Below are 19,124 nucleotides of genomic sequence, written 5' to 3'. Positions count from 1 at the left end.
TCTCCCGCCGCGGCAAGAGCCCAGTGGCTCTAGGCGATCTTGAGCAGGCTCTTCGCCACGTCCAGGATCTTCGTGGGCTGGATCGGCTTGGTGATGTAGTCGTTCGCCCCCAGGGCCAGCGCGCGCTCCCGGTCTTCCTGCGCCCCTTCCGTGGTGATCACCACGATGGGAATCGCCTTGTAGTTGGCGTCGTTTCTCACCAGGCTCACCAGCTTCAACCCGTCCATGATCGGCATGTTGATGTCGGTGAGTATCAGGTCGAACCGCTCCGAGGAGAGCTTTTTCAGCCCGTCGACGCCGTCGTTGGCCTCCACTATGCGGACGCCGCGGATCCTTTTCAAGGCGAAGGCGATGAGCTGCCTCATGGTCGGCGAATCTTCAACTATCAAAACGTTGTAATCTGACATCTGACCTGTATCCCCCATTTCAATAGCTGATTATTTGGTCAAGAGATCAATGAATCCCTGTATGGTCGACAGCTTCCGCTCCGAATCGCTGTAGAGCCTGGAGCTGAAGATGGCGGTCGCCGCGTGCCCGGCCAGGAGCGTGAACAGCTCGTAGTCGACCGGCGCGAACTCCTTTTTCTGCATCAGGAGCTTGTAGATGGCGAGGACGCCGATCACGTGCTCCTTGATCTTGAGCGGGATGCAGACCATGGGCGTGGTGAAGTCGCGCTCGTAGGCGTCGAAGTCGGTGGCGAAATGGCTCTCGCCTGAGGTTGCCACCTCGCCGATGACACCCATGTCCAACCGCACCGACGGGATCTCGCTCCGCTCCACCCCTTCGGTGGCCACAGCCTGGATCTCGTCGCTCTTCTCGTCCAGGAGCATGATGGCGAACTCTTCGGCCCCGATCAGGTTGATGATGATCTCCGTGATGATCTGGAGCACCTCTTTGAAGTCGAGCGTCGAGTGCAGCTGGTAGCTCGCAATGTAGAGGTTGGCGAGGTTGTTGTTCTCGTCCTCGATCTCCAGGTAGCGCGCCGCGAAGTCCTGGTTCTCCTCCTCGACGTGCTTGATCCGGTCCAGGATCTCCTGCTTCTCGGCTTCGAGATCGGCGATCCGCTCGGTGAGCTTCCTCAGGTCGGCTCCGCCCCCGGCCTCGCCGCCTGAAGTCTGGAACTTCTCGAGCTCGAGCACCCTGAACCGCAGCCGCTCGTTCTCCTTGAGCAGGTCCTGGGTGAACTCGGCACCTTTTTTGAAAACCTGCAGAAACTCCTCGCCCCTGCTATGAACCATACGTTCATCGTCCTTTTGCATACGCACTCCGGTTTTCGTCTTGTTGTCAGCCAAACCGCGGCATAAAGCCGCAGCGATGCATGATCTCGCGTGCCATATCGTCCATGGGCACCACTTTGTCCACCAGCCCCGTGGCTATCGCCTCCCGCGGCATGCCGAAGACCACCGCGCTCTCCTCCGACTCCGCCACGATCTGGGCGCCCGCCTTCTTCGCCTCGCGCACGCCCAGCGCCCCGTCGTTCCCCATCCCGGTCAAGACCACCGCCAGCATCCGTTGCCGGTACAGCTCGGCGCAGGAGCGGAGCATGACGTCCACCGAAGGGATGTAGCGGTCCTTGGGCCCGGGCTCGACGACGCGGGCCACCACCTTGTCCGCCATCCGGGCGAAGACCAGGTTCTTGCCGCCGGGGGCTATCAGGGCCCGACCCGGAAGCACCTCGTCGCCGTCCTTTGACTCCCTCACCTCGAAACCGGTGCTGCGGTTGAGCCTTTCGGCGAAGGCGGTGGTGAAGCCCGCCGGCATGTGCTGGGAGATCACCATGGCGAAGGGGGGGGCGTCCTTGAAAGAGGCGAAGATCCGCTGCAGCGCGGGAGGCCCGCCCGTAGATGCCCCTATGGCCACGATGTCGATGGCCCCGGCCTCCCCGACAGGCGGGGCGGCAATGGCGATCTCCGGGGCGGGGGGCTCCGGTTCGCTCCGCTTCTGCACACGCGCCATGTTCAGCTTGAAGACGCTCAGCACCTTCTCGTGCAGGTCCTGCTGGATCTTCAAAAGCTCGTCGGAGATGACGCTGGTGGGCTTGGCGATGAAATCCACCGCCCCCAGTTCCAGCGCCTTGAACACCTTCTCGTCGCCGCTCGTGGAGCTGATCACGATGACCGGGACCGGCGTGTTGGCCATCAGGATGCGCAGCATGGTGAAGCCGTCCATCCTCGGCATCTCGAGATCGAGGGTCACCAGGTCCGGGGTCAGGTCGATCACGCGCCTGATTCCCTCCTCCCCGTTGGTGGCGTACCCCACCACCTCGACCCCCGGAAGCTCCTCGAGCATCCTGGTTATGGCGCGGCGATTATATGCCGAATCGTCGACGACTACTACCCGTATTCTTTTCACGTGACCACTCCGCCGCCGGTACTGTTGGTTTTCTGGTAGACCATGTCGTTTTTCAGGTGTTTGAGCGCGAATGACGTCGTGATGTTCATGAGGGATTCGGAGTGCCCCAAAAGGAGGTACCCTCCGCCCCGCAGCGTGTTGTAAAAGGCTTCGATCACCTTCTTCTTCGAGGCCTCGTCGAAGTAGATGATGACGTTGCGGCAAAAGATCACGTCCATCTTTCCCAGAAGAGCCAGGCGGTTCTGGTCGAAGAGGTTCATCTGGCTTACCGTGACCAGTTCCCGGACCTCGTCGTTGACCCGGTATCCGCCTTCGGTCTCGGTGAAAAAGCGCTTCAGGTAGCGTTCCTCGGTGGCGCGGAACGAGGCCTTGCCGTAGACCCCCTTGCGGGCGTGCTGCACCACCCTGTGGCTTATGTCGGAGCCGACTATGTCTATGCGCCACCCGTCGAAGCCCCCCATCTCCAGAAGGAGCATCGCTATGGTGTACGGCTCCTCCCCGGTGGAACAGCCGGCGCTCCAGATGCGCAGGGTGCGGTCGCGTTTCAGCTTCATCAGCTCGGGGACGATCTCGTCGGTGAAGGCCCGGAGTTGGAACGCCTCGCGGAAGAAGTAGGTCTCGTTGGTGGTGAGGAGATCCATGATGTCGGAGATCTCCTGCTCTTTCTTGCGATCGTACTTCAGGAACTGGTAGTACTCCCTGAACCCGGAGAGGTTATGGAGGGTGACCCTCTGCAAAAGGCGCCGGTCCAGGAGGTACTTGGAGTCTTCGTCGAAAAAGAGGCCGCAGTGATGATAGATCAGGTCCCTGATCAGGCGGAATTCCTCTTCGGTAAGGTGCAGTTCGGGTTCGAAGAACGGCATCAGCGCAACCTGCCGAGCAATGCCGCAATCTCGCTTCGCACCAACTGGTCCGACTCGCTTGCCAGCGCCCGGTCTAGGATCGCCATGGACTCCGCCCCCCGAAGTTTCGCCAGGGCGCGCACGAAGCTGCGCCGCACCACCCAGTGCGGATGGGCAAGAAGGGTGGCACTGTGCCCATCGATCCAGCCGCAGCCGAAACCGGACAGGATCTCGATTGCCGCCTCCACCACCTCTTCGTCGCTGTGAGAAAGCGCCTTCTCCACCGGGGCAAGGGCATTTGCCCCCCCAAGCGCCGCCACCGTCGAAAGAGCGGCGATCAGCACCGGGCCGCAGGCCTGGTCCAAGAGCGCGATGACGCCGGGAAGAGCGCCTGAGTCGCCCAGGAGGGCAAGCCCCCTGAGCGCCGCCGTCTGCACCCACGGATCGCTATCGTTCAAGGCCAGCAAAAGCGGCGCCAACGCGTCGGGTCCCCCACGGTCGGAGAGGGCATGCGCCGCGGCCAGGCGTACCTCCGGTTCCTCGTCCGAAAGCGCCAGAGCCAGATGCGAGAGCGCCTGGGGAAGTTCGACCCGCCCCAGCGACGACACCGCCGCCTGGCGCACCGTTGCATCCTCGTCCTTCACCAGCGGAGAGAGCCGCTCGCCGTCCGCAAGGGCCCCGAGAATGAGAGCCGCGTTGCGCCTCTTGGCGGGGAGCTGCGCGCGCGTGAGCGCCGAGGCCAGCGTGCTCAGGGTGGCGGGTTCGGTGGCCGCAAACGCCCGCAGCCCCTCCAGGGCCGCCTCGCGCACCTGCGGCTCGTCGTCATCGAGCAGCTCGGCCAGGCGCGTCACGGCTCCCTGGGATTTGGGCCTTCCCAGGGCCAGCGCGCAAGAGCGCCTGACTTGGGCCGAGTCGTCGAGGAGCCCGTCGAGGAGGAGCTTTTCATGGCCGGTGTCGCCGAACTCGGCGAGGAGCTGCGCTATCACGGCGCGCTCGATGGGAACCGTGGCCGGGAAATGATCCACGAGTTCCGGCAAAAGCTTCGGGCCGATGCGCCGGAACGCGTCGATGCAGACGTCTCTGAGCCGTTCGCTGCGGCAGACGTGCAAAAGCGGCAGCGCCGCCCGCGTGTCCCCGATGGTCCCCACGATGCGGACCAGCGCGCTCAGGACCACGGGGTCCTCGCTGTGCAGCGAATCGATCAGCTTCTTGGCGATTGGGCCGCCGCTCATTTCCTGCAAGCGAAGGTCGACCAGGGAGGTCTGCTTTTCGGCCGGCAGGCGCTCACGCACCCGCATCAGCGCCATGGCGGCCGCCTCGCGGGCGTTCTTCGCCTTTTCCTGCAGCCCCTGCAGCAGTATGGGAAGGGCTTGGACGTCGCCTAAGGCCGCGAGGCAATCATACGTCGCGCGCCTGAGCAGGCTTTCCTGAAGCAGCGGAGCAAGCGAGACGAGCGGCACCGGGGCGCCGATCAGGGCCAGAGCATCCAGCACCGTGAACTTGAGCCAGATCTCCCCCCCCTCCAGCACCGTCAACAGGTGCGGCAGAGCGCCCGCGTCCCCAATTTTGCCCAGGTTTTCAGCGGCGGCGACCCGCACGTTCATGTCGTCGTCGTCGAGAGCCCGGACCAGAAGCGGGAGGCACTTTTCGCAGCCGATGTTTCCGAGGATATCGATGACGAATTTGCGCAGGTCGGGGTCGGGGTCGTTCAGGTGCGCGCAGAGCTGCTGCACCGCGGCGGCGCCGATCAGCTCCAGCGCCTCCACCGCGGAATTCCTGAGCCCCGCGTTCTCAGAGGCGCGCAGCGCTGCGATCAAGGCTTCGAGCACCGGCGCTTCGAGCGGTTGCGCCTGGAGAACCGCCGTGACCGCCTCTTTCCTGACGCGCCAGCTTTCGTCCCCCATGGCCTTGAAGAGGAGCTGCATGGTGCTCGCAAAGGGGTGGTCCCTCAGGGCCAGCACGGCAAGGCGCCGTTCCTCCTCGTCGCGGCTGCTGAGTTTTATCGTGATGTCTTTTAGGACAGTTGCCAGAGGTGACTCCTAGAGGTTCAGTTCGGCGCGTTTTTTTGCGATCACTTCCTCGAAGGCTTCCTTCAGGAAGGAGGTGGTGTCGCGCACCTGCTGGGACACCCTTTGCCGGTAGAGGTTCTCCCCTTCGCGGATGTCGTCGGCCAATAGCTGGTGGAACGTCCCCTCGCGCACCCCTTGCTCGAACTTTGCCTGGTTGTAAAGGACGATGTCCGAAACGATGATCCTGGCCAGGCGCCGTGCCTTCACATGCTCAGGCGGAACCTCCTCGGAAGCAGGTGCAGGCGTGGGTGCAGGGGCAGCGGCGGGTGCAGGGGCGCTGTCCGACTCGGATCTGTCCGACTGGTCCGACTGGTCCGACTGGTCCGACTGGTCCGACTGGTCCGACTGGTCCGACTGGTCCGACTGGTCCGACTGGTCCGACTGCACCGGCGCCACGGGCTCTGCCACGGGCTCTGCCACGGGCTCTGCCACGGGCTCTGCCACGGGCTCTGCCGCGGGCTCCGCTGCCGGCGCTGCCACCTCTACCGTGGAGGTTTCCTCCACCTCGCACTGGCGGATCTCGCTGCGGGTCTCCTCCTGCTCTGCCAGCTCGCTTTCGGTCGGGCTTTGGGCCTGCGGCTCGCTTCCGGAGGCAAGGCGGTAGATCATCGGGACCAGCGAATCGGGAATGTGGTGCTTCTCGATGTAGTCGTCGGCGCCGTAAAGCGAATTGGGGGACCTTTTGTAGCGGGTCTTGTCGTAAATGGAGGCGATCAGCACGATCTTCACGTTGGCCAGCGCCGGGTCCTGACGCACCCTTTCGCAAACCTCGAAACCGAACATGGTGGGAAGGGCGACGTCGAGAAGCAGCACGTCCGGCGTCACCTGCTGCACCGTTTCCAGGGCCTCTTTCCCGTCGGTGCAGAGAAAGAGCTGGAACGGCTCGTGGGAAAGCACCTTCTCCACGGCCTGGCAGAAGGACGCACTCTCGTTGGCGATCACCACCTTGAGCTTGGACTTTGCCCCCTCGCTGCGCTCCCCCTTCCTGACCAGGCGGAAAACGGCCCGGCAGTTGGAGCAGCGAAGCTTCTTGGGCTGATCCGGCGTTCCCGGATCCACGTTGAACCTTTTCTTGCAATTGGGGCAGACAATCAGCATGCGGAGCTCTTTTTGTTCGTGGAAGTGCCCCCCGTCTGGGGGGAGAAGATGCCGAGCTCAGCTTTTTCCTGGAAGGTAAGCAGAGCGTCTATATTGAGCAGCATGACCGGCACCTCGCGCACAAGGCAGAGCCCGACCATGTATTCGCCGCCGACGATGCGCACCCCTCGCGGCGGCGCCTTCAGCTCCCTGAGCGGAATGGTGATCATCTCGGTCACCTCGTCCACCATGAGGGCAATGGGCTGGCCGGAAATGGAAAGTATCAAAAGACGGGCGTTTTCCGAGTTCTCGGCGGGGGGAAGCCCGAACCTCTTCCTTAGGTCCAGCACCGGGATCACGCTCCCCCGCAGGTTGATCACCCCCTCCACGAAGGGGAGCGCCCGGGGAAGCGGGGCGAGCCTCGGGACCCGGATTATCTCCCTGATCCTCATGATGTCGACGGCGTAGAGACCGTCTCCCATCTTCAGGCAGGCAACCTGTATTTCCTGCAGCTCCTGTGTCGTCAAGAACGGTCTCCCCTGCCGGTCGCCTGGTTCTTCAAAAGCCCCCCGATCACCTCGAGCACCTTCACCGATTTGAAAGGCTTGGTGATGTAGGCGTCGGCCCCGGCTACGCGGCCGGCCTCAAGGTCGCGGCTGCTCTTTTTCGCGGTGAGCATGACAACGGGAATGGACCTCGTCTCCGGGTCCTCCTTGATGCTGCGGCATACCTCGAACCCATCCATGTCGGGAAGCATGATGTCGAGCACCACGAGATCCGGCCGATCCTGCGAGATGGAGCGCAAGGCATCGACCCCGCCCCTGACGCCGGTCACCTGGTACCCCTTCGAGGTGAAGAGTATGCTCTCCAGTTTCAGCAAGCTCTCCTCGTCCTCGACTACAAGGATCCTGTTTTTCTCCATGCGACTCCCTCCCCGCGGCCTGCTACAAAAGCCCTACGTCCAGCACCTTTTCCATGTCGAGCAGGATCAGCATCCTGCCGGCGACCCGGCCGATGCCGAGCACGAATTCCCGGTCTATTCCCTCAAGCACCACAGGGGGAGGCTCGATCCCCTCCTCGGGTATGCGCACCACCTGGACCACCTCGTCGACCAGCACCCCGGCGAAGCCGCCCTGGCGGCTCACCACGATGACCCGTTCGCGCTCGGAGCGGGAGCCGCCGGCAAGACCCAGGCGCACCCGCATGTCGAAGATGGGGATGATGTTGCCGCGCAGGGAGAGTATGCCGCGCACGAAGTCGGGTACCCGGGGCACCTCGGTCACCTCGCGCGGCTTGATGATCTCCTTGATGTCCATGATGCTGATGGCGTATTCCTCGTTCGCCACCCTGAAACAAAGGAGTTCCACGCTGGCCGCCGCCACCTCTTCCTGCTGGGAAAGCTCCCCCTCGAAGGAAGCGGTTTCCCGCCCCCTGAGGATGACGGTCGCGGGGTCGAAGTCGTCGGGGTCGTCGTCGCAGGGAAGCGCAAGCAACTGCAGGCTGTTCGTCTCCGCAGCCGGCTGCCGGCTCGTCTCGGCCCGCCACGGGACCTGTGCCCCCCCCTCGCCCCCCGGCGCGTCGAACTCCGGCGCGGGAAACTCCTCGACGCCGAAATCGGCTGCGGGAAACTGCGGCGGGTCGTCCACCGCGGCAACCGGGGACGGATCGATGACGGGGATCTGCCACGATGCCACCGGCTCGGAAGCCTCTTCCCTGGCGGTACCTTGCGTCTCTCCCCTGAGAGCCTTCTTTCTGATCTCGGCTAGATTCATAGTCCCTAAACCCGTTGTCCGTTCTGTCTGCTGCTTTAAATTGCTAGGAGAGCAGCTCCGCCGCGGTCTCCTCGACGATGGAGGCATCGATCCAGGAGGCGTCCCTTCCAAAGCCGATGAGAAGCGCATTGGTGGCCACGGCGTTGATCCTGCGCGGCACCCCTCCGGAAAGCTCGTAGATCCGTTGCACCGCGTCGGGCGAGAAAAGCCCCGGCTCCCCGCCGGCCGCGACGATGCGGAAATCGAGGTACTCCAGGGTTTCCTCCAGCCCCAGCGGCGCCAGGTGGAAGTTGAGCGAGATGCGCTGGCGGAACGGCTCGTAAACCGGCGAAGCCAGCATACCGCGCAGCTCCGGCTGCCCCATGACGATGACGCTGACCAGGTTCATGTCGTCGAGTTGGAAGTTGGTCAACAGCCGCAGCTCGTCGAAGAGTTCGCGGTCCGGGATCAGCTGCGCCTCGTCGATTACCACCACCGGGATGCGACCCTCGCCGTGCATGCGGTATAGCGCGCCGGTGATCTCCTGCAGCAGCAGGTCTTTTTGCAGCGAGGGGCTCTCCACCTGAAGCCCCGACGCGATCACGCGCAAAAGCTCGTCCGCGGTGAGCCTCGGGTTGAACACGAACAGGAAGTGGTAGCGGTCCCCCATCCGGTCCATGAGCGCGCGAGAGATGGTGGTCTTGCCGCAGCCGATGTCGCCGGTCAAAAGGGCGATCTCGCTTTCTTCCACCGCGTACTCAAGCCGCGCCAGGGCCTCCTGATGCCCCGAGCTCATGTAGAGAAAACGGGGATCCGGGGTCTTGCTGAACGGCTTTTCGGCCAGGCCGTAAAACTCTTTGTACATCAGGCACTCCCCCGGGTCGCCTCGCCGATCACGCTACCCACGTCGAGCACCAGGATGGTGCGCTGGTCCCCCAGGTCCGCCGCTCCCGAGATGCCGCGGAAGCCGGCGAAGGTGTCGCCGATGGACTTGATCACGATGTCCTGCTGCCCCAAAAGGTCGTCGACCACGATCCCCAGGCGTTTCTCGGCAACCCCTACCACCACCACGTAGCACGACTCAGGGGACGCCTCCCCCCCCTTCAGCTGGAAGAACTCGGATAGGCGCAAAAGCGGAAGGGTGGCCTCGCGCAGCTGAATCACCTCCTTGCGCTCCACGGTCATGATCTCCTTTTGCTCCACGATGATGCTTTCGAGGACCGAGGTGATGGGAAGCGCGTAGGTACGGCCGGCCGCGGTGATGATGAGCGCCTTGATGATGGCGAGGGTGATGGGGAGCGTGATGATGAAGCGCGCCCCCTGCCCGGGGTAGTTCTCCAGGTCGATCATGCCGGAGAGGGCGGCTATGTTGGTGCGCACCACGTCCATGCCGACGCCCCGGCCGGAGATCTCGCTCACCGTGTCGGTGGTGGAAAAGCCCGGGCGGAAGATGAAGTCCAAGGCGTCGCGATCGCTCACCTCGTCGAGCGAGCCGATCATCCCCAACTGCAGCGCCTTCTTCTTCACCCTTGATACGTCGATGCCGCCGCCGTCGTCGTCCACCTCGATGACTACGTGATTCCCCTTCTGGTAGGAGGAAAGGGTTATGGTCCCCTTCTCGTCCTTGCCGGCGGCCACCCGCGCCTCGGGGGTCTCGATGCCGTGGTCGATGGAGTTTCTCACGATGTGCATCACCGGGTCCGAGATGTCCTCGATGATCAGCTTGTCCAGCTCGGTATCCGCCCCGAAGAGCTTCAACTCCACCTTCTTTCCCTGCTCGCGGGAGATCTTCCTGACGATACGGGACATCTTCTCGAAGAGCTGGCCCACCGGGATCATGCGGATCTCCATGACCCCCTTCTGCAGCTCGGAAAGCTTCTTCTCCAGCCCCTTGGCCGCCTTCCCCAGTTCCTGCGAGGGGACGAGGAGCCCGTTAAGGCGCATGCGCCCCGCCACCTCGGCGATCATGGAGTGCGAGAGCACCAGTTCGCCCACGATGTTCATCAAAAGGTCCAGCTTGCCGATATCCACCCGGACCGTCCGGCTCATGCTCTTGGCGCTGATCGCCCCCGGCTCGACCGGTGCCGGGAGGTGGGCTTCCTCCTCGGCCGGCTCCCGGTCCGGCGCCTGTCCCGGCTCCGCGGCGCGACCGGATACGGCGGGTGCGGCGGCCGGCTTTCCGAACTCGGTCAGCTCCAGGTTGTCGCGGTCGATGAGCGGCGCGAGTTCCGCGCCCTCCAGGTCGCAGCCGAAGAGGATCTCGAAGTCGATGCCGCCGGCGAGCCCCCCCGAGGCGGAGGGGAGGGTACTGATCACCTCGCCCACGAGTTTCAACTGCTCGGTCAACTCCATGAGGTCCGAGTCGAAGCTGGTCAACTGCAGCGAGATGTGGATCGAATAGATCCGGCGCCCCTTCTTCACGTTCTCCAGGAGCCGGTGTTCCTCGTATTCGGTCATGGAGCTAAGGACCCGCTCGGGGAGGTTCAGCTTGGCCAGCGGCGAATCGCCCGCTCCCGCCGGTTTTTTGCTGAGGCAGTCGTTGATGTGCTGCATGGCGGCTGAGAGATCAACCGGCTCCGCCACCGCTTCGCCCGCGTTTCTGACCAGCGTCCCCAAAAGCTCCGTCGACTCGAAGAGCGTACTCACCACGGACTGGTCCAGCTCCACCTTGCCCAGCCTAAGCGCGTCGAGGAGGTTCTCCAGGTGGTGCCCAAGCTCGGCGATATCGGTGAAGCCGAACATCCCCGCGAGCCCTTTCAGCGAGTGCGCCCCCCGGAAGACCGAGTTCACCAGGTCCGGGCTGCATTCGCCGCCGTCCGCGCAGTCGCTCAAGGAAACCAGATCCAGGCTCAGCTGGTCCAGGATTTCCTCTGCTTCCGCCAGAAAATCCTTAACCGCCTTCCCTATGCTTTCGTCAACGCTCATAGACCCTTCCCAAAAACATTCAACGTTCAATGTTCAACGTTCAGCAACTGCATCTCTGAAACATGTTCAACGTTCAACGTTCAACGTTCAATTGCTGCATTTGCTCGCGTTCGAGTCCATCGTGACTGCTCTAACTTAAAACCGGTTCAACGTTCTAGGTTCAACGTTCAGCTACTGCATCTCTTCCGTTTGCTCCATCTTGACGGCGCCGTCGCGGTACGGGTGCTACGGGCCGGAATGACTCTCGAACGCCGAACGTTGAACATTGAACGGCTTTCGGCTTTGGGCGCCGTCGCGGTGCGGGCGCTACGGGCCGGAATGCCTCTCGAACGTTGAACGTTGAACATTGAACGGCAGTTTAGTCGAGATACTTGGAGACCAGCTCCTGCAGCCGGACCGGATCGAACGGCTTCACGATGTACTCGTTTGCCCCCAGCGCCAGTCCCTTCTCCAGGTCCTTCTCGCCGCTCTCGGTGGAAACGATGAAGAGCGGGATCAACTGGTAGTTGGGGTTGTTGCGCACGTAGCTGATCAGCTCCAGGCCGTTTATGTCGGGCATGTTGATGTCGGTGATGATCAGGTCCACCTGCTCGCGCGGCAAAAGGCGCAGGGCTTCGAACCCGCTGGCGGCTTCCACTATGCTGTACTTCTCCAACTCATCTATGGTCGAAACCAGCATGGAACGCATGGTGTTCGAATCCTCTGCTATCAAAATCCTCTTCACGTCAAATTTCTCCCCGTCCCTGGTCTTGCAGCCTGCGCTGCAGCAGGGCTTTCTCCATCGCGATGCCGGCCTGGCTCAGGAATATCTCCAGCGAATCGGTGTCGCCTACCGGCTTCGCCTCCGGGAGGTTGTCGCCGTAAAGTACGGCAACCACCTTCCCCTCGCTTACGATCGGCCCCACGAACGCCTCGGCGGGATGCCCGCCACCTAGCTGCTCCAGGAAGTAGTTGCTCCAGTGGCTGGGCTCCACCTCCCCCTTCACGGGGAACCGGGTCTCCAGCACCTCGGTGAAAAGCGAAGGCTCTCCCTTGGGTATGCTAAGGTTCCTGATCCTATAATCGGCACTTCCGTCCTTGTCCTGAAGCCCGAATTGACCGAGCCCCTGCACAGACTCCTTCTTGACCAGCAGCACCACGGCCCGATTCACGAATTCGGCGGCGAAACGGAGCACCAAAAGGATGATCCCGCCCCCCAACTGCGGGTTGTTTAACTCCTCCAGCATGCCGCGCAGCTGCGATATCCCGGTGCTCTGGTTTCCGTGCGGCGCCACGAGCGCCGGCTCTTCTCCCAGCTCCAGCCTCAACTCGTCGCCTATGTTGACGCTGCTGAAACTGGCCTCCTCCACCGAGGAGAGGTTGGCAAGCGCCTTGAAAAGCCTGGGAGCGAAGACGTCCAGCGCATCCTCAAGCTCCCCCTTGAGCGGCTTGATCAGGATGGGAATCCCCATGCTGCGCAGCTTTTTCTGAGCCTCGTCGTTGTGGAAGTCGGAAAGGCCCAGAAGCGGGATCTCGGGGAAGTTGTTGCGCACAAGCTCCATCAGCTCGAGCCCCCCCAGGATGCCGGTGCCGTCCATCCTCGGCATGATCAGGTCGACCACTACGGTGGGCTGCACCCCTTCGCGAAAGAGGGAGTCGACACGGATCAGGGCGTCCTCTCCTTTCTCCAGGGCGTCGACGAGGTAACCCTCCCGCTCCAAAAGCCCGGCCAGCGCGGCCAGCGTCTCGGGGTCGTCGTCCACGAGCACCAGGCGGCTTGGGGCCTCTGCCGCGGCAGGTTCTTCGGCCTCGGCGGCGCTCGCGAAAGGGGCGGCAGGGAAAAGCTGCTCGTCTTGCTGCTCGTCTGGTTGCGGGGGCGGGAAATCGGGCGTGGGAATCGGCTCTGCGGACGCTACTGCCTGGGCCGGAGCCTCCTGCAGCAGGTCAAAGGCAAGGTCGAGGGTCTCCTCGGGTGCGGCCGGCGCCTCCATCTCGTCCCCCGACTCGCCGCGGTGGCGCTGCTCGTCGATGATGCGGGAGCCTTCCATGGCCAGGTACTGAGGGTTCAACCCCTGCTTCAGCATGAACTGCACAGGGTCGAGCCTGGTGCTGTCCGCCTCGTTCACCTCCTGCAGCTCGAACTCGAAGGTCCCCTCGGCCCAGGCGAACAGGGAGTAGACCACGTTCTCGATCTGCTCCCGCACCACCGCCTCGATGGCATCGGCGCTCACCCCGAAGCGGTCGATCATGATGCCGCCCAGAAGCTGGGAGTACCCCTCCTCCGCCTGGATGCTCAAGGCGCGCTTCAGGATGGCCAGGTCGATGACACCCTGCTGGATCAGCACTTCCCCCAGGTTTTGCTGGAAGGTGGTCGAGGTGGCGCGGATCACCTGGCCGTTGCGGAAGATAACCCGCGCCTCCCTCCCCCGGCTTTCGAGGGAGAGCACGCCGGATCTCCTGCTCAAGCTGACGATCTGCAGGATCTCACCAAGCCCGAGATCTTCCAAATTGCCGACAAGACTCATGGATGCCGCTCTCTCATGGGGGGTGGGTTAAAAATTGGCATATATTAAACCATCGTATCTGGCAAGGCAAGAATGATTTAGGCGTCTTTCTTGTCCCTGCCGCGGAAAATCAGCTTCAGCGGAGTGCCGTTGAAACCGAAGGCCTCTCTAAACCGGTTCATGATATAGCGCTCATAGGAGAAGTGGATCCCCTCAGGGCAGTTGGTGAAGACGACGAAAGAGGGGGGCTTTACCGCCACCTGCGTCGCGAAGTAGAACTTCACCCGCCTCCCCGCGGAAAGGGGCGCGTGGTTCTCGTCAACCGCCTGGGTGAAGACCCGGTTCAACTCGCCGGTGGTGACGCGCTTGCAGTACTGCTCCATCACCTGGTCCACCTCGGCGATGATCTTGCCGGTCCTCTGCCCGGTTTCCGCCGAGACGAACAGGATCGGCGCGAAGGGGAGGTATTTGAAGTTGCGCCGGATCTCCTCGGTGAACTTGGCGATGCTGGAGTTGTCCTTTGCCAGGGTGTCCCACTTGTTCACCACGAAGATGCAGCCGCGCCCCGCCTCGTAGGCGTATCCCGCGATCTTCGAGTCCTGCTCGGTCACACCTTCTTCCGCGTTCAGCACGATGAGGACCACGTCGGCGCGCTCGATGGAGCGCAGCGCGTCCATGACCGAGTACTTCTCCACCTTCTGGACCGTCTTCCCTTTCCTCCGGATCCCCGCCGTGTCGATCAAGAGGTAGGGCTTCTTGTTCACCGTGAAGCGGGTGTCGACCGCGTCCCTCGTGGTACCGGCGGTGGGATTCGCCACCACGCGCTCGTACCCCAAAAGCCGGTTCACCAGGGTGGATTTGCCGACGTTCGGGCGCCCGACCACCGCGATCCTGGTGATCTCCTCGTCCAGCTCTTTTTCCCGGTCGTAGGGGATGGCGGCCAGCACCTCGTCCATGAGGTCGCCCACGCCGCGGTTGTGCTCGGCGGAGATGGTGTGGATGTGATCGACCCCAAGCGAATAGAAATCACCCGCTTCGGCCTCCTGCTTTTCCCCGTCCACCTTGTTGATGATGTAGAAGACCGGCTTGTTGATGCGCCTGAGCATGTCCACGACGTCACGGTCGGCAGGCGTCAGCCCCCCGCGGGCGTCCATGATGAAGAGGATCAGGTCCGCCTCGTCCATGGCGAAGCGGGACTGCTCCCTCATCTGCTGCAAAAGCCGGTCGGAGGTCTCCGGCTCGAAGCCGCCGGTATCCACCAGGATGAAGGGGACGTCGAAGCGGTTCACCTCCGCGTAGTTTCGGTCCCGGGTCACCCCGGGCATATCGTCGACCATCGCCTTGCGGCGCCCGACCAGCCTGTTGAAGAGGGTGGACTTCCCGACGTTCGGGCGCCCGACGATGGCAATAATTGGTTTCATTTGGTTCCAGCTGGAAAGACGTCGCCTTCAAACCGGTTAAAAGGCGCAACTTTCCGTTTTAATGTATTTGACAACTAACCGCTATCTGTAACATTTTGCAGGAGAATAAGCAACAGATACCAGCGGATAGAAAACAGTCATCTCCCCTTTACCCGGTTTTTCCGCTACCAAACCACCCGCAGCGAACCCCCATTGACGCAATTGACATTGGGCTCGTCATCTGATACGTTGACGCTCCGCCGGCAACAGGCATATAGCCCGGCCCGAGCGGCGCCGCACCTCTTCTCCCGCCTAACGACGCCCGAGCCGCCGACCAGATAAATCCAACGCGACAAAAAACGGAGCGACCATGCACAAGAAGCTGTTCATCCCGGGACCGATCGAGGTCAGCCCGGAGATACTCAAGGCCATGGGCACGCCGATGATCGGCCACCGTATGCCCGAGTACGCGCAACTGCACAAGGGCGTGACGGACAAGCTGAAGCAGTTGATGTTCACCAAGGAGCGGGTTTTCCTCTCCACCTCCAGCGCCTTCGGCGCCATGGAGGGTGCGGTCAGAAACCTCGTGGGCAAACGCTGCGCCAACTTCTGCAACGGCGCCTTCTCCGACAAGTGGCACAACGTAACCCTCGCCTGCGGCAAGGAAGCCGACGCCTTCAAGGTCGCCTGGGGCGAGCCCATCACCCCCGAACTGGTCGATTCGGCTCTTGCCACCGGCAAGTACGACGCCATCACCTTGATCCACAACGAGACCTCGACCGGGGTCATGTCCCCGCTTCCCGAGATCGCCCAGGTGCTCAAAAAGTACCCGGAGGTGGTCTCCATCATCGACACCGTCTCCTCCATGAGTGCGTTGAAGCTTCCCGTGGACGAACTGGGAATCGACTGCTGCGTCTTCGGCGTGCAGAAGGCGTTCGCCCTCCCGCCGGGACTTGCCGTCTTCACCGCCAGCGAGAAGGCGCTGGAGCGCGCCAAGGGGGTCCCCGGGCGCGGCTACTACTTCGACTTCCTGGAGTTCCTGGCGGCTGACGAAAAGAACAACACCCCGTCCACCCCTTGCATCTCGCTCATCTATGCGATGGACCTGCAGCTGGAGCGCATCTTCGCAGAGGGGCTGGAAAAGAGATGGGAGCGGCACGCGAAAATGGCCGAGTTCATGCGCGCCTGGGTCAAGGAACATGGCTTCGGCCTCTTCCCGGCGGAAGGGTACCGCTCGGTCACCCTTACCTGCGCCTCCAACGACCGCGGCGTCGACCTGGGCCTTATGAAGAAACAGTTGGGCGAACGTGGCTTCGCCTTCGACGACGGCTACGGCAAAATCAAGGGGAAAACCTTCCGGGTGGCCCACATGGGGGACATGCAGCTGGAAAACCTCAAGGAAATCACAACCGAGATGGAGGGGATCCTGCAGGGTCTCTAGAACAACGAGGGGGGGGAGCAGTTCATGCTCCCCCCCTTTTTGCGGTTACTCCGGCTCAAAGGCCTCCTTGCCCACCCCGCAGACCGGGCAGACCCAGTCGACCGGAAGGTCGGCGAACGGGGTCCCCGGGGGGACACCGTTGTCGGGGTCGCCGAGATAAGGGTCGTAGACGTATTGGCAGACGGTGCAGATATAAGGCTCCATTTGATACCCCCTGTTTTCCCTGGTGCGTCGTGTCTCCCCTGGCTGCCGCAGGCGACCTAGCGGGGAACCGCCGCCGTATAAAAGCGGCTCATAATTGCGTAAACTTCCTCAGTGGCCGCTAGCTGCACTTAGTGAAGAAAGGCGCTACTGACAGCACCGCAGCGGCAAGTCCGGCATTAGTCTAACAGACGGAGACAGCGTGTCAATTCAGGCGCGAACCGCAATTTAAACTTGCTTTTGATACTCGTTGTGTTACTTTGCCATAATTAAAATTTGGCTCAGAGAGGGGACAGAAACTTCGTTCCATGACATCAAAAAAGGTGCAGGTCTCTCAGGGCAACTTAAGAGACAGTAACAGCAAAATGCACCGCGATATCAGAGAGCGAATCGTCAATAAGGGCGAGGGCCTCACTTCCCAATACCCGCACGCGACGTTCAAAAAATCCCACGTAACTGTGTCATACCCATTTCCCCGTCATCGAAACACTAACCGCAGACCGGAATCAGCAGCGGACCCGGCGACAGGGGTTCCGTTCCGTCTCCTTTCGGTCTTCCTGCCAGTAACGGCAGAGGAGGGCAGCCATGGAAACGATGGAAATCGGCAGCACCATGCAGACCGCAGTCTCTTCCAAGCATGCGATGGAGTCATACCCAAAGGAGGGAGTAAAAATGAGTTATGAGGTAAAGAACAAGCAGCTGCTCGCCTGGGTCAAGGAAGTAGCAGAGATGTGCCAGCCCGACAGCATCCACTGGTGCGACGGGAGCGAGGAGGAGTACAACAGCCTGTGCGATCTGCTGGTCAAAGGCGGCACCTTCCGTAAGCTGAACCCCGAGAAGCGCCCGAACAGCTACCTTGCCTGCTCCGATCCGGGCGACGTCGCCCGCGTCGAGGACCGCACCTTCATCTGCAGCCTCGCCAAGCAGGATGCAGGTCCGACCAATAACTGGATGCCCCCCAAAGAGATGAAGAAGACCCTCACCGGGCTCTTCACCGGCTGCATGAAGGGGCGCACCATGTACGTCATCCCCTTCAGCATGGGTCCCCTGGGCTCCAACATCGCCAAGATCGGCGTCGAGATCTCCGACTCAGCCTACGTCGCCGTCAACATGAAGATCATGACCCGCATGGGTAAGAAGGTGGTCGACATCCTGGGCGAGAACGGCGAGTTCGTCCCCTGCCTGCACTCGGTCGGCGCACCGCTCGCCGCGGGACAAAAGGACGTCACCTGGCCCTGCAACAAGGAGAAGTACATCGTCCACTTCCCCGAAGAGCGCTCCATCTGGTCCTTCGGCTCCGGCTACGGCGGGAACGCCCTTCTGGGCAAGAAGTGCCTGGCCCTGAGGATCGCCTCCAAGATCGCCAAGGACGAAGGGTGGCTTGCCGAGCACATGCTGATCCTGGGCCTCGAGAACCCGGAAGGGGAGAAGACCTACCTGGGCGCCGCCTTCCCGAGCGCCTGCGGCAAGACCAACCTCTCCATGCTGGTCCCGCCCGACCACTTCAAGAACAGCGGCTGGAAGGTTTCCACCGTGGGCGACGACATCGCCTGGATCAAGCCCGGCGCCGACGGCCAGCTCTACGCCATCAACCCGGAAGCCGGCTTCTTCGGCGTGGCCCCCGGCACCTCGTTCAAGTCGAACCCGAACGCCATGCACTCCTGCGCCAAGAACACCATCTTCACCAACGTGGCGCTCACCCCGGACGGCGACGTCTGGTGGGAGGGGATGACCGACGAGCTCCCGGCGAAGCTGACCGACTGGCAGGGTAACGAGTGGACCGCAGGATGCGGCAGGAACGCGGCGCACCCGAACTCCCGCTTCACCTCCCCGGCCAACCAGTGCCCCTCCATCGACCCGGCCTGGGAAGATCCCAAAGGGGTGCCGATGAAGGCCTTCGTGTTCGGCGGCCGCCGCAACAACGTGATCCCGCTGGTGTACCAGTCCTTCAACTGGAGCTACGGCGTCTACCTCGCGGCCACCATGGGTAGCGAGACCACCGCGGCTGCGGTCGGCGCCATCGGCAACGTCCGCCGCGACCCGTTCGCTATGCTCCCCTTCACCGGGTACCACGTGGCCGACTACTTCAACCACTGGCTGCAGGTCGGGCGCACCACCCCGAACCCGCCGCGCATCTTCTCGGTCAACTGGTTCAGGAAGGACGCCAACGGCAAGTTCCTCTGGCCGGGCTTCGGCGACAACATGCGCATCCTCAAGTGGATCGCCGACCGCGCCAACGGCCGCGGAGCTTCCGTGGAAAGCCCGCTGGGGTGGATGCCGCGCTACGAGGACATCGACTGGACCGGCCTCAACTCCGTCAGCCGCGAGCAGTACCACGAGCTCATGTCCATCGACCGCGACGTCTGGAAGGAGGAGATCCTCTCCCACGAGGAGCTGTTCGTGAAGATGTACGACCGCCTCCCCAAAGAGTTCCTCCACATCCGTGAGATGATCCTCTCCGGCCTTTGGCGTTCCCCGGAGCATTGGGAGCAGTTCAACCCGCTCTCCGCCGAAGGGTTCAACGACTAGAGAAAGTTGAAAATCCAATGAAACAAGCAGGGGCCCCGGTCTTAACGACCGGGG

At 62.5% G+C, this 19,124-nt stretch carries 17 protein-coding genes; 2 read left to right on the top strand and 15 right to left on the bottom strand.

From position 1 onward, the window contains the following. Positions 1 to 29 precede the first annotated feature (29 nt). From GBEM_RS03710 to der, 14 genes are all read right to left on the bottom strand, one after another. Complete coding sequence (locus tag GBEM_RS03710; protein WP_012529183.1) at positions 30 to 407, bottom strand: response regulator; 378 nt, start codon at positions 405 to 407, stop codon at positions 30 to 32. A gap of 30 nt (positions 408 to 437) precedes the next feature. Next, positions 438 to 1,259 carry a GAF domain-containing protein gene (locus GBEM_RS03705; RefSeq protein WP_012529182.1) on the bottom strand — a complete coding sequence of 274 codons (822 nt, stop codon included), beginning with the start codon at positions 1,257 to 1,259 and terminating at the stop codon, positions 438 to 440. 25 nt (positions 1,260 to 1,284) lie between these two features. Continuing rightward, entirely contained in the window at positions 1,285 to 2,352 is a 1,068-nt protein-coding gene (locus GBEM_RS03700) for a protein-glutamate methylesterase/protein-glutamine glutaminase (RefSeq protein ID WP_012529181.1), read from the bottom strand. Further along, positions 2,349 to 3,215 carry a CheR family methyltransferase gene (locus tag GBEM_RS03695; RefSeq protein ID WP_012529180.1) on the bottom strand — a complete coding sequence of 289 codons (867 nt, stop codon included), beginning with the start codon at positions 3,213 to 3,215 and terminating at the stop codon, positions 2,349 to 2,351. The genes GBEM_RS03700 and GBEM_RS03695 overlap by 4 nt, the downstream gene beginning before the upstream one ends. After that, positions 3,215 to 5,197, bottom strand: coding sequence for a HEAT repeat domain-containing protein (locus GBEM_RS03690; protein ID WP_226373954.1), 1,983 nt, complete (start codon positions 5,195 to 5,197; stop codon positions 3,215 to 3,217). The genes GBEM_RS03695 and GBEM_RS03690 overlap by 1 nt, the downstream gene beginning before the upstream one ends. Before the next feature lie 36 nt (positions 5,198 to 5,233). Beyond that, on the bottom strand, positions 5,234 to 6,361 hold the full coding sequence (locus tag GBEM_RS03685) for a response regulator (protein ID WP_012529178.1): 1,128 nt from the start codon (positions 6,359 to 6,361) through the stop codon (positions 5,234 to 5,236). After that, positions 6,355 to 6,867 (bottom strand): chemotaxis protein CheW, encoded by a 513-nt coding sequence (locus tag GBEM_RS03680; protein ID WP_012529177.1) that lies wholly within the window; start codon positions 6,865 to 6,867, stop codon positions 6,355 to 6,357. Before GBEM_RS03680 ends, GBEM_RS03685 begins: the two co-directional genes overlap by 7 nt. Beyond that, on the bottom strand, positions 6,864 to 7,262 hold the full coding sequence (locus GBEM_RS03675; protein WP_012529176.1) for a response regulator transcription factor: 399 nt from the start codon (positions 7,260 to 7,262) through the stop codon (positions 6,864 to 6,866). Before GBEM_RS03675 ends, GBEM_RS03680 begins: the two co-directional genes overlap by 4 nt. Positions 7,263 to 7,284: 22 nt before the next feature. Beyond that, a complete protein-coding gene (locus GBEM_RS03670; RefSeq protein ID WP_012529175.1) occupies positions 7,285 to 8,112 on the bottom strand; it encodes a chemotaxis protein CheW in 828 nt (275 codons plus the stop codon). Between the two features lie 43 nt (positions 8,113 to 8,155). Next, positions 8,156 to 8,956, bottom strand: a complete 801-nt coding sequence (locus tag GBEM_RS03665; RefSeq protein WP_012529174.1) for an ExeA family protein — start codon at positions 8,954 to 8,956, stop codon at positions 8,156 to 8,158. Further along, positions 8,956 to 11,016, bottom strand: coding sequence for a chemotaxis protein CheA (locus tag GBEM_RS03660; RefSeq protein WP_012529173.1), 2,061 nt, complete (start codon positions 11,014 to 11,016; stop codon positions 8,956 to 8,958). The genes GBEM_RS03665 and GBEM_RS03660 overlap by 1 nt, the downstream gene beginning before the upstream one ends. A 358-nt stretch (positions 11,017 to 11,374) precedes the next feature. Continuing rightward, positions 11,375 to 11,740 carry a response regulator gene (locus GBEM_RS03655; protein ID WP_012529172.1) on the bottom strand — a complete coding sequence of 122 codons (366 nt, stop codon included), beginning with the start codon at positions 11,738 to 11,740 and terminating at the stop codon, positions 11,375 to 11,377. A 1-nt stretch (position 11,741) separates the two neighbouring features. After that, a complete protein-coding gene (locus GBEM_RS03650; protein ID WP_012529171.1) occupies positions 11,742 to 13,520 on the bottom strand; it encodes a DUF4388 domain-containing protein in 1,779 nt (592 codons plus the stop codon). 77 nt (positions 13,521 to 13,597) lie between these two features. Continuing rightward, positions 13,598 to 14,920: a ribosome biogenesis GTPase Der gene (gene der, locus GBEM_RS03645; RefSeq protein ID WP_012529170.1), complete on the bottom strand. Its 1,323-nt coding sequence runs from the start codon at positions 14,918 to 14,920 to the stop codon at positions 13,598 to 13,600. A 349-nt stretch (positions 14,921 to 15,269) separates the two neighbouring features. Here der and GBEM_RS03640 point away from each other — a divergent pair, with 349 nt between their 5' ends. After that, on the top strand, positions 15,270 to 16,340 hold the full coding sequence (locus tag GBEM_RS03640; RefSeq protein ID WP_012529169.1) for a pyridoxal-phosphate-dependent aminotransferase family protein: 1,071 nt from the start codon (positions 15,270 to 15,272) through the stop codon (positions 16,338 to 16,340). A gap of 45 nt (positions 16,341 to 16,385) precedes the next feature. Here GBEM_RS03640 and rd read toward each other — a convergent pair whose 3' ends face one another. After that, positions 16,386 to 16,544: a rubredoxin gene (rd, locus tag GBEM_RS03635; RefSeq protein WP_012529168.1), complete on the bottom strand. Its 159-nt coding sequence runs from the start codon at positions 16,542 to 16,544 to the stop codon at positions 16,386 to 16,388. A 639-nt stretch (positions 16,545 to 17,183) separates the two neighbouring features. On the opposite strand from rd, the gene GBEM_RS03630 reads away from it, so the two are divergent. Continuing rightward, positions 17,184 to 19,070, top strand: a complete 1,887-nt coding sequence (locus GBEM_RS03630; protein ID WP_083770298.1) for a phosphoenolpyruvate carboxykinase (GTP) — start codon at positions 17,184 to 17,186, stop codon at positions 19,068 to 19,070. The last annotated feature ends 54 nt before the right edge of the window (positions 19,071 to 19,124 follow it).

Source organism: Citrifermentans bemidjiense Bem (assembly GCF_000020725.1).
GTDB lineage: Bacteria > Desulfobacterota > Desulfuromonadia > Geobacterales > Geobacteraceae > Geomonas > Geomonas bemidjiensis.
This window is presented reverse-complemented; position numbering and strand designations above follow the sequence as displayed.

Coding starts and splice junctions, on each gene's coding strand:
- GBEM_RS03710 (WP_012529183.1), bottom strand. CDS start 407: ATGTCAGATTACAACGTTTTGATAGTTGAAGATTCGCCGACCATGAGG.
- GBEM_RS03705 (WP_012529182.1), bottom strand. CDS start 1,259: ATGCAAAAGGACGATGAACGTATGGTTCATAGCAGGGGCGAGGAGTTT.
- GBEM_RS03695 (WP_012529180.1), bottom strand. CDS start 3,215: ATGCCGTTCTTCGAACCCGAACTGCACCTTACCGAAGAGGAATTCCGC.
- GBEM_RS03685 (WP_012529178.1), bottom strand. CDS start 6,361: ATGCTGATTGTCTGCCCCAATTGCAAGAAAAGGTTCAACGTGGATCCG.
- GBEM_RS03675 (WP_012529176.1), bottom strand. CDS start 7,262: ATGGAGAAAAACAGGATCCTTGTAGTCGAGGACGAGGAGAGCTTGCTG.
- GBEM_RS03670 (WP_012529175.1), bottom strand. CDS start 8,112: ATGAATCTAGCCGAGATCAGAAAGAAGGCTCTCAGGGGAGAGACGCAA.
- GBEM_RS03665 (WP_012529174.1), bottom strand. CDS start 8,956: ATGTACAAAGAGTTTTACGGCCTGGCCGAAAAGCCGTTCAGCAAGACC.
- GBEM_RS03660 (WP_012529173.1), bottom strand. CDS start 11,016: ATGAGCGTTGACGAAAGCATAGGGAAGGCGGTTAAGGATTTTCTGGCG.
- GBEM_RS03650 (WP_012529171.1), bottom strand. CDS start 13,520: ATGAGTCTTGTCGGCAATTTGGAAGATCTCGGGCTTGGTGAGATCCTG.
- der (WP_012529170.1), bottom strand. CDS start 14,920: ATGAAACCAATTATTGCCATCGTCGGGCGCCCGAACGTCGGGAAGTCC.
- GBEM_RS03640 (WP_012529169.1), top strand. CDS start 15,270: ATGCACAAGAAGCTGTTCATCCCGGGACCGATCGAGGTCAGCCCGGAG.
- rd (WP_012529168.1), bottom strand. CDS start 16,544: ATGGAGCCTTATATCTGCACCGTCTGCCAATACGTCTACGACCCTTAT.
- GBEM_RS03630 (WP_083770298.1), top strand. CDS start 17,184: ATGGAGTCATACCCAAAGGAGGGAGTAAAAATGAGTTATGAGGTAAAG.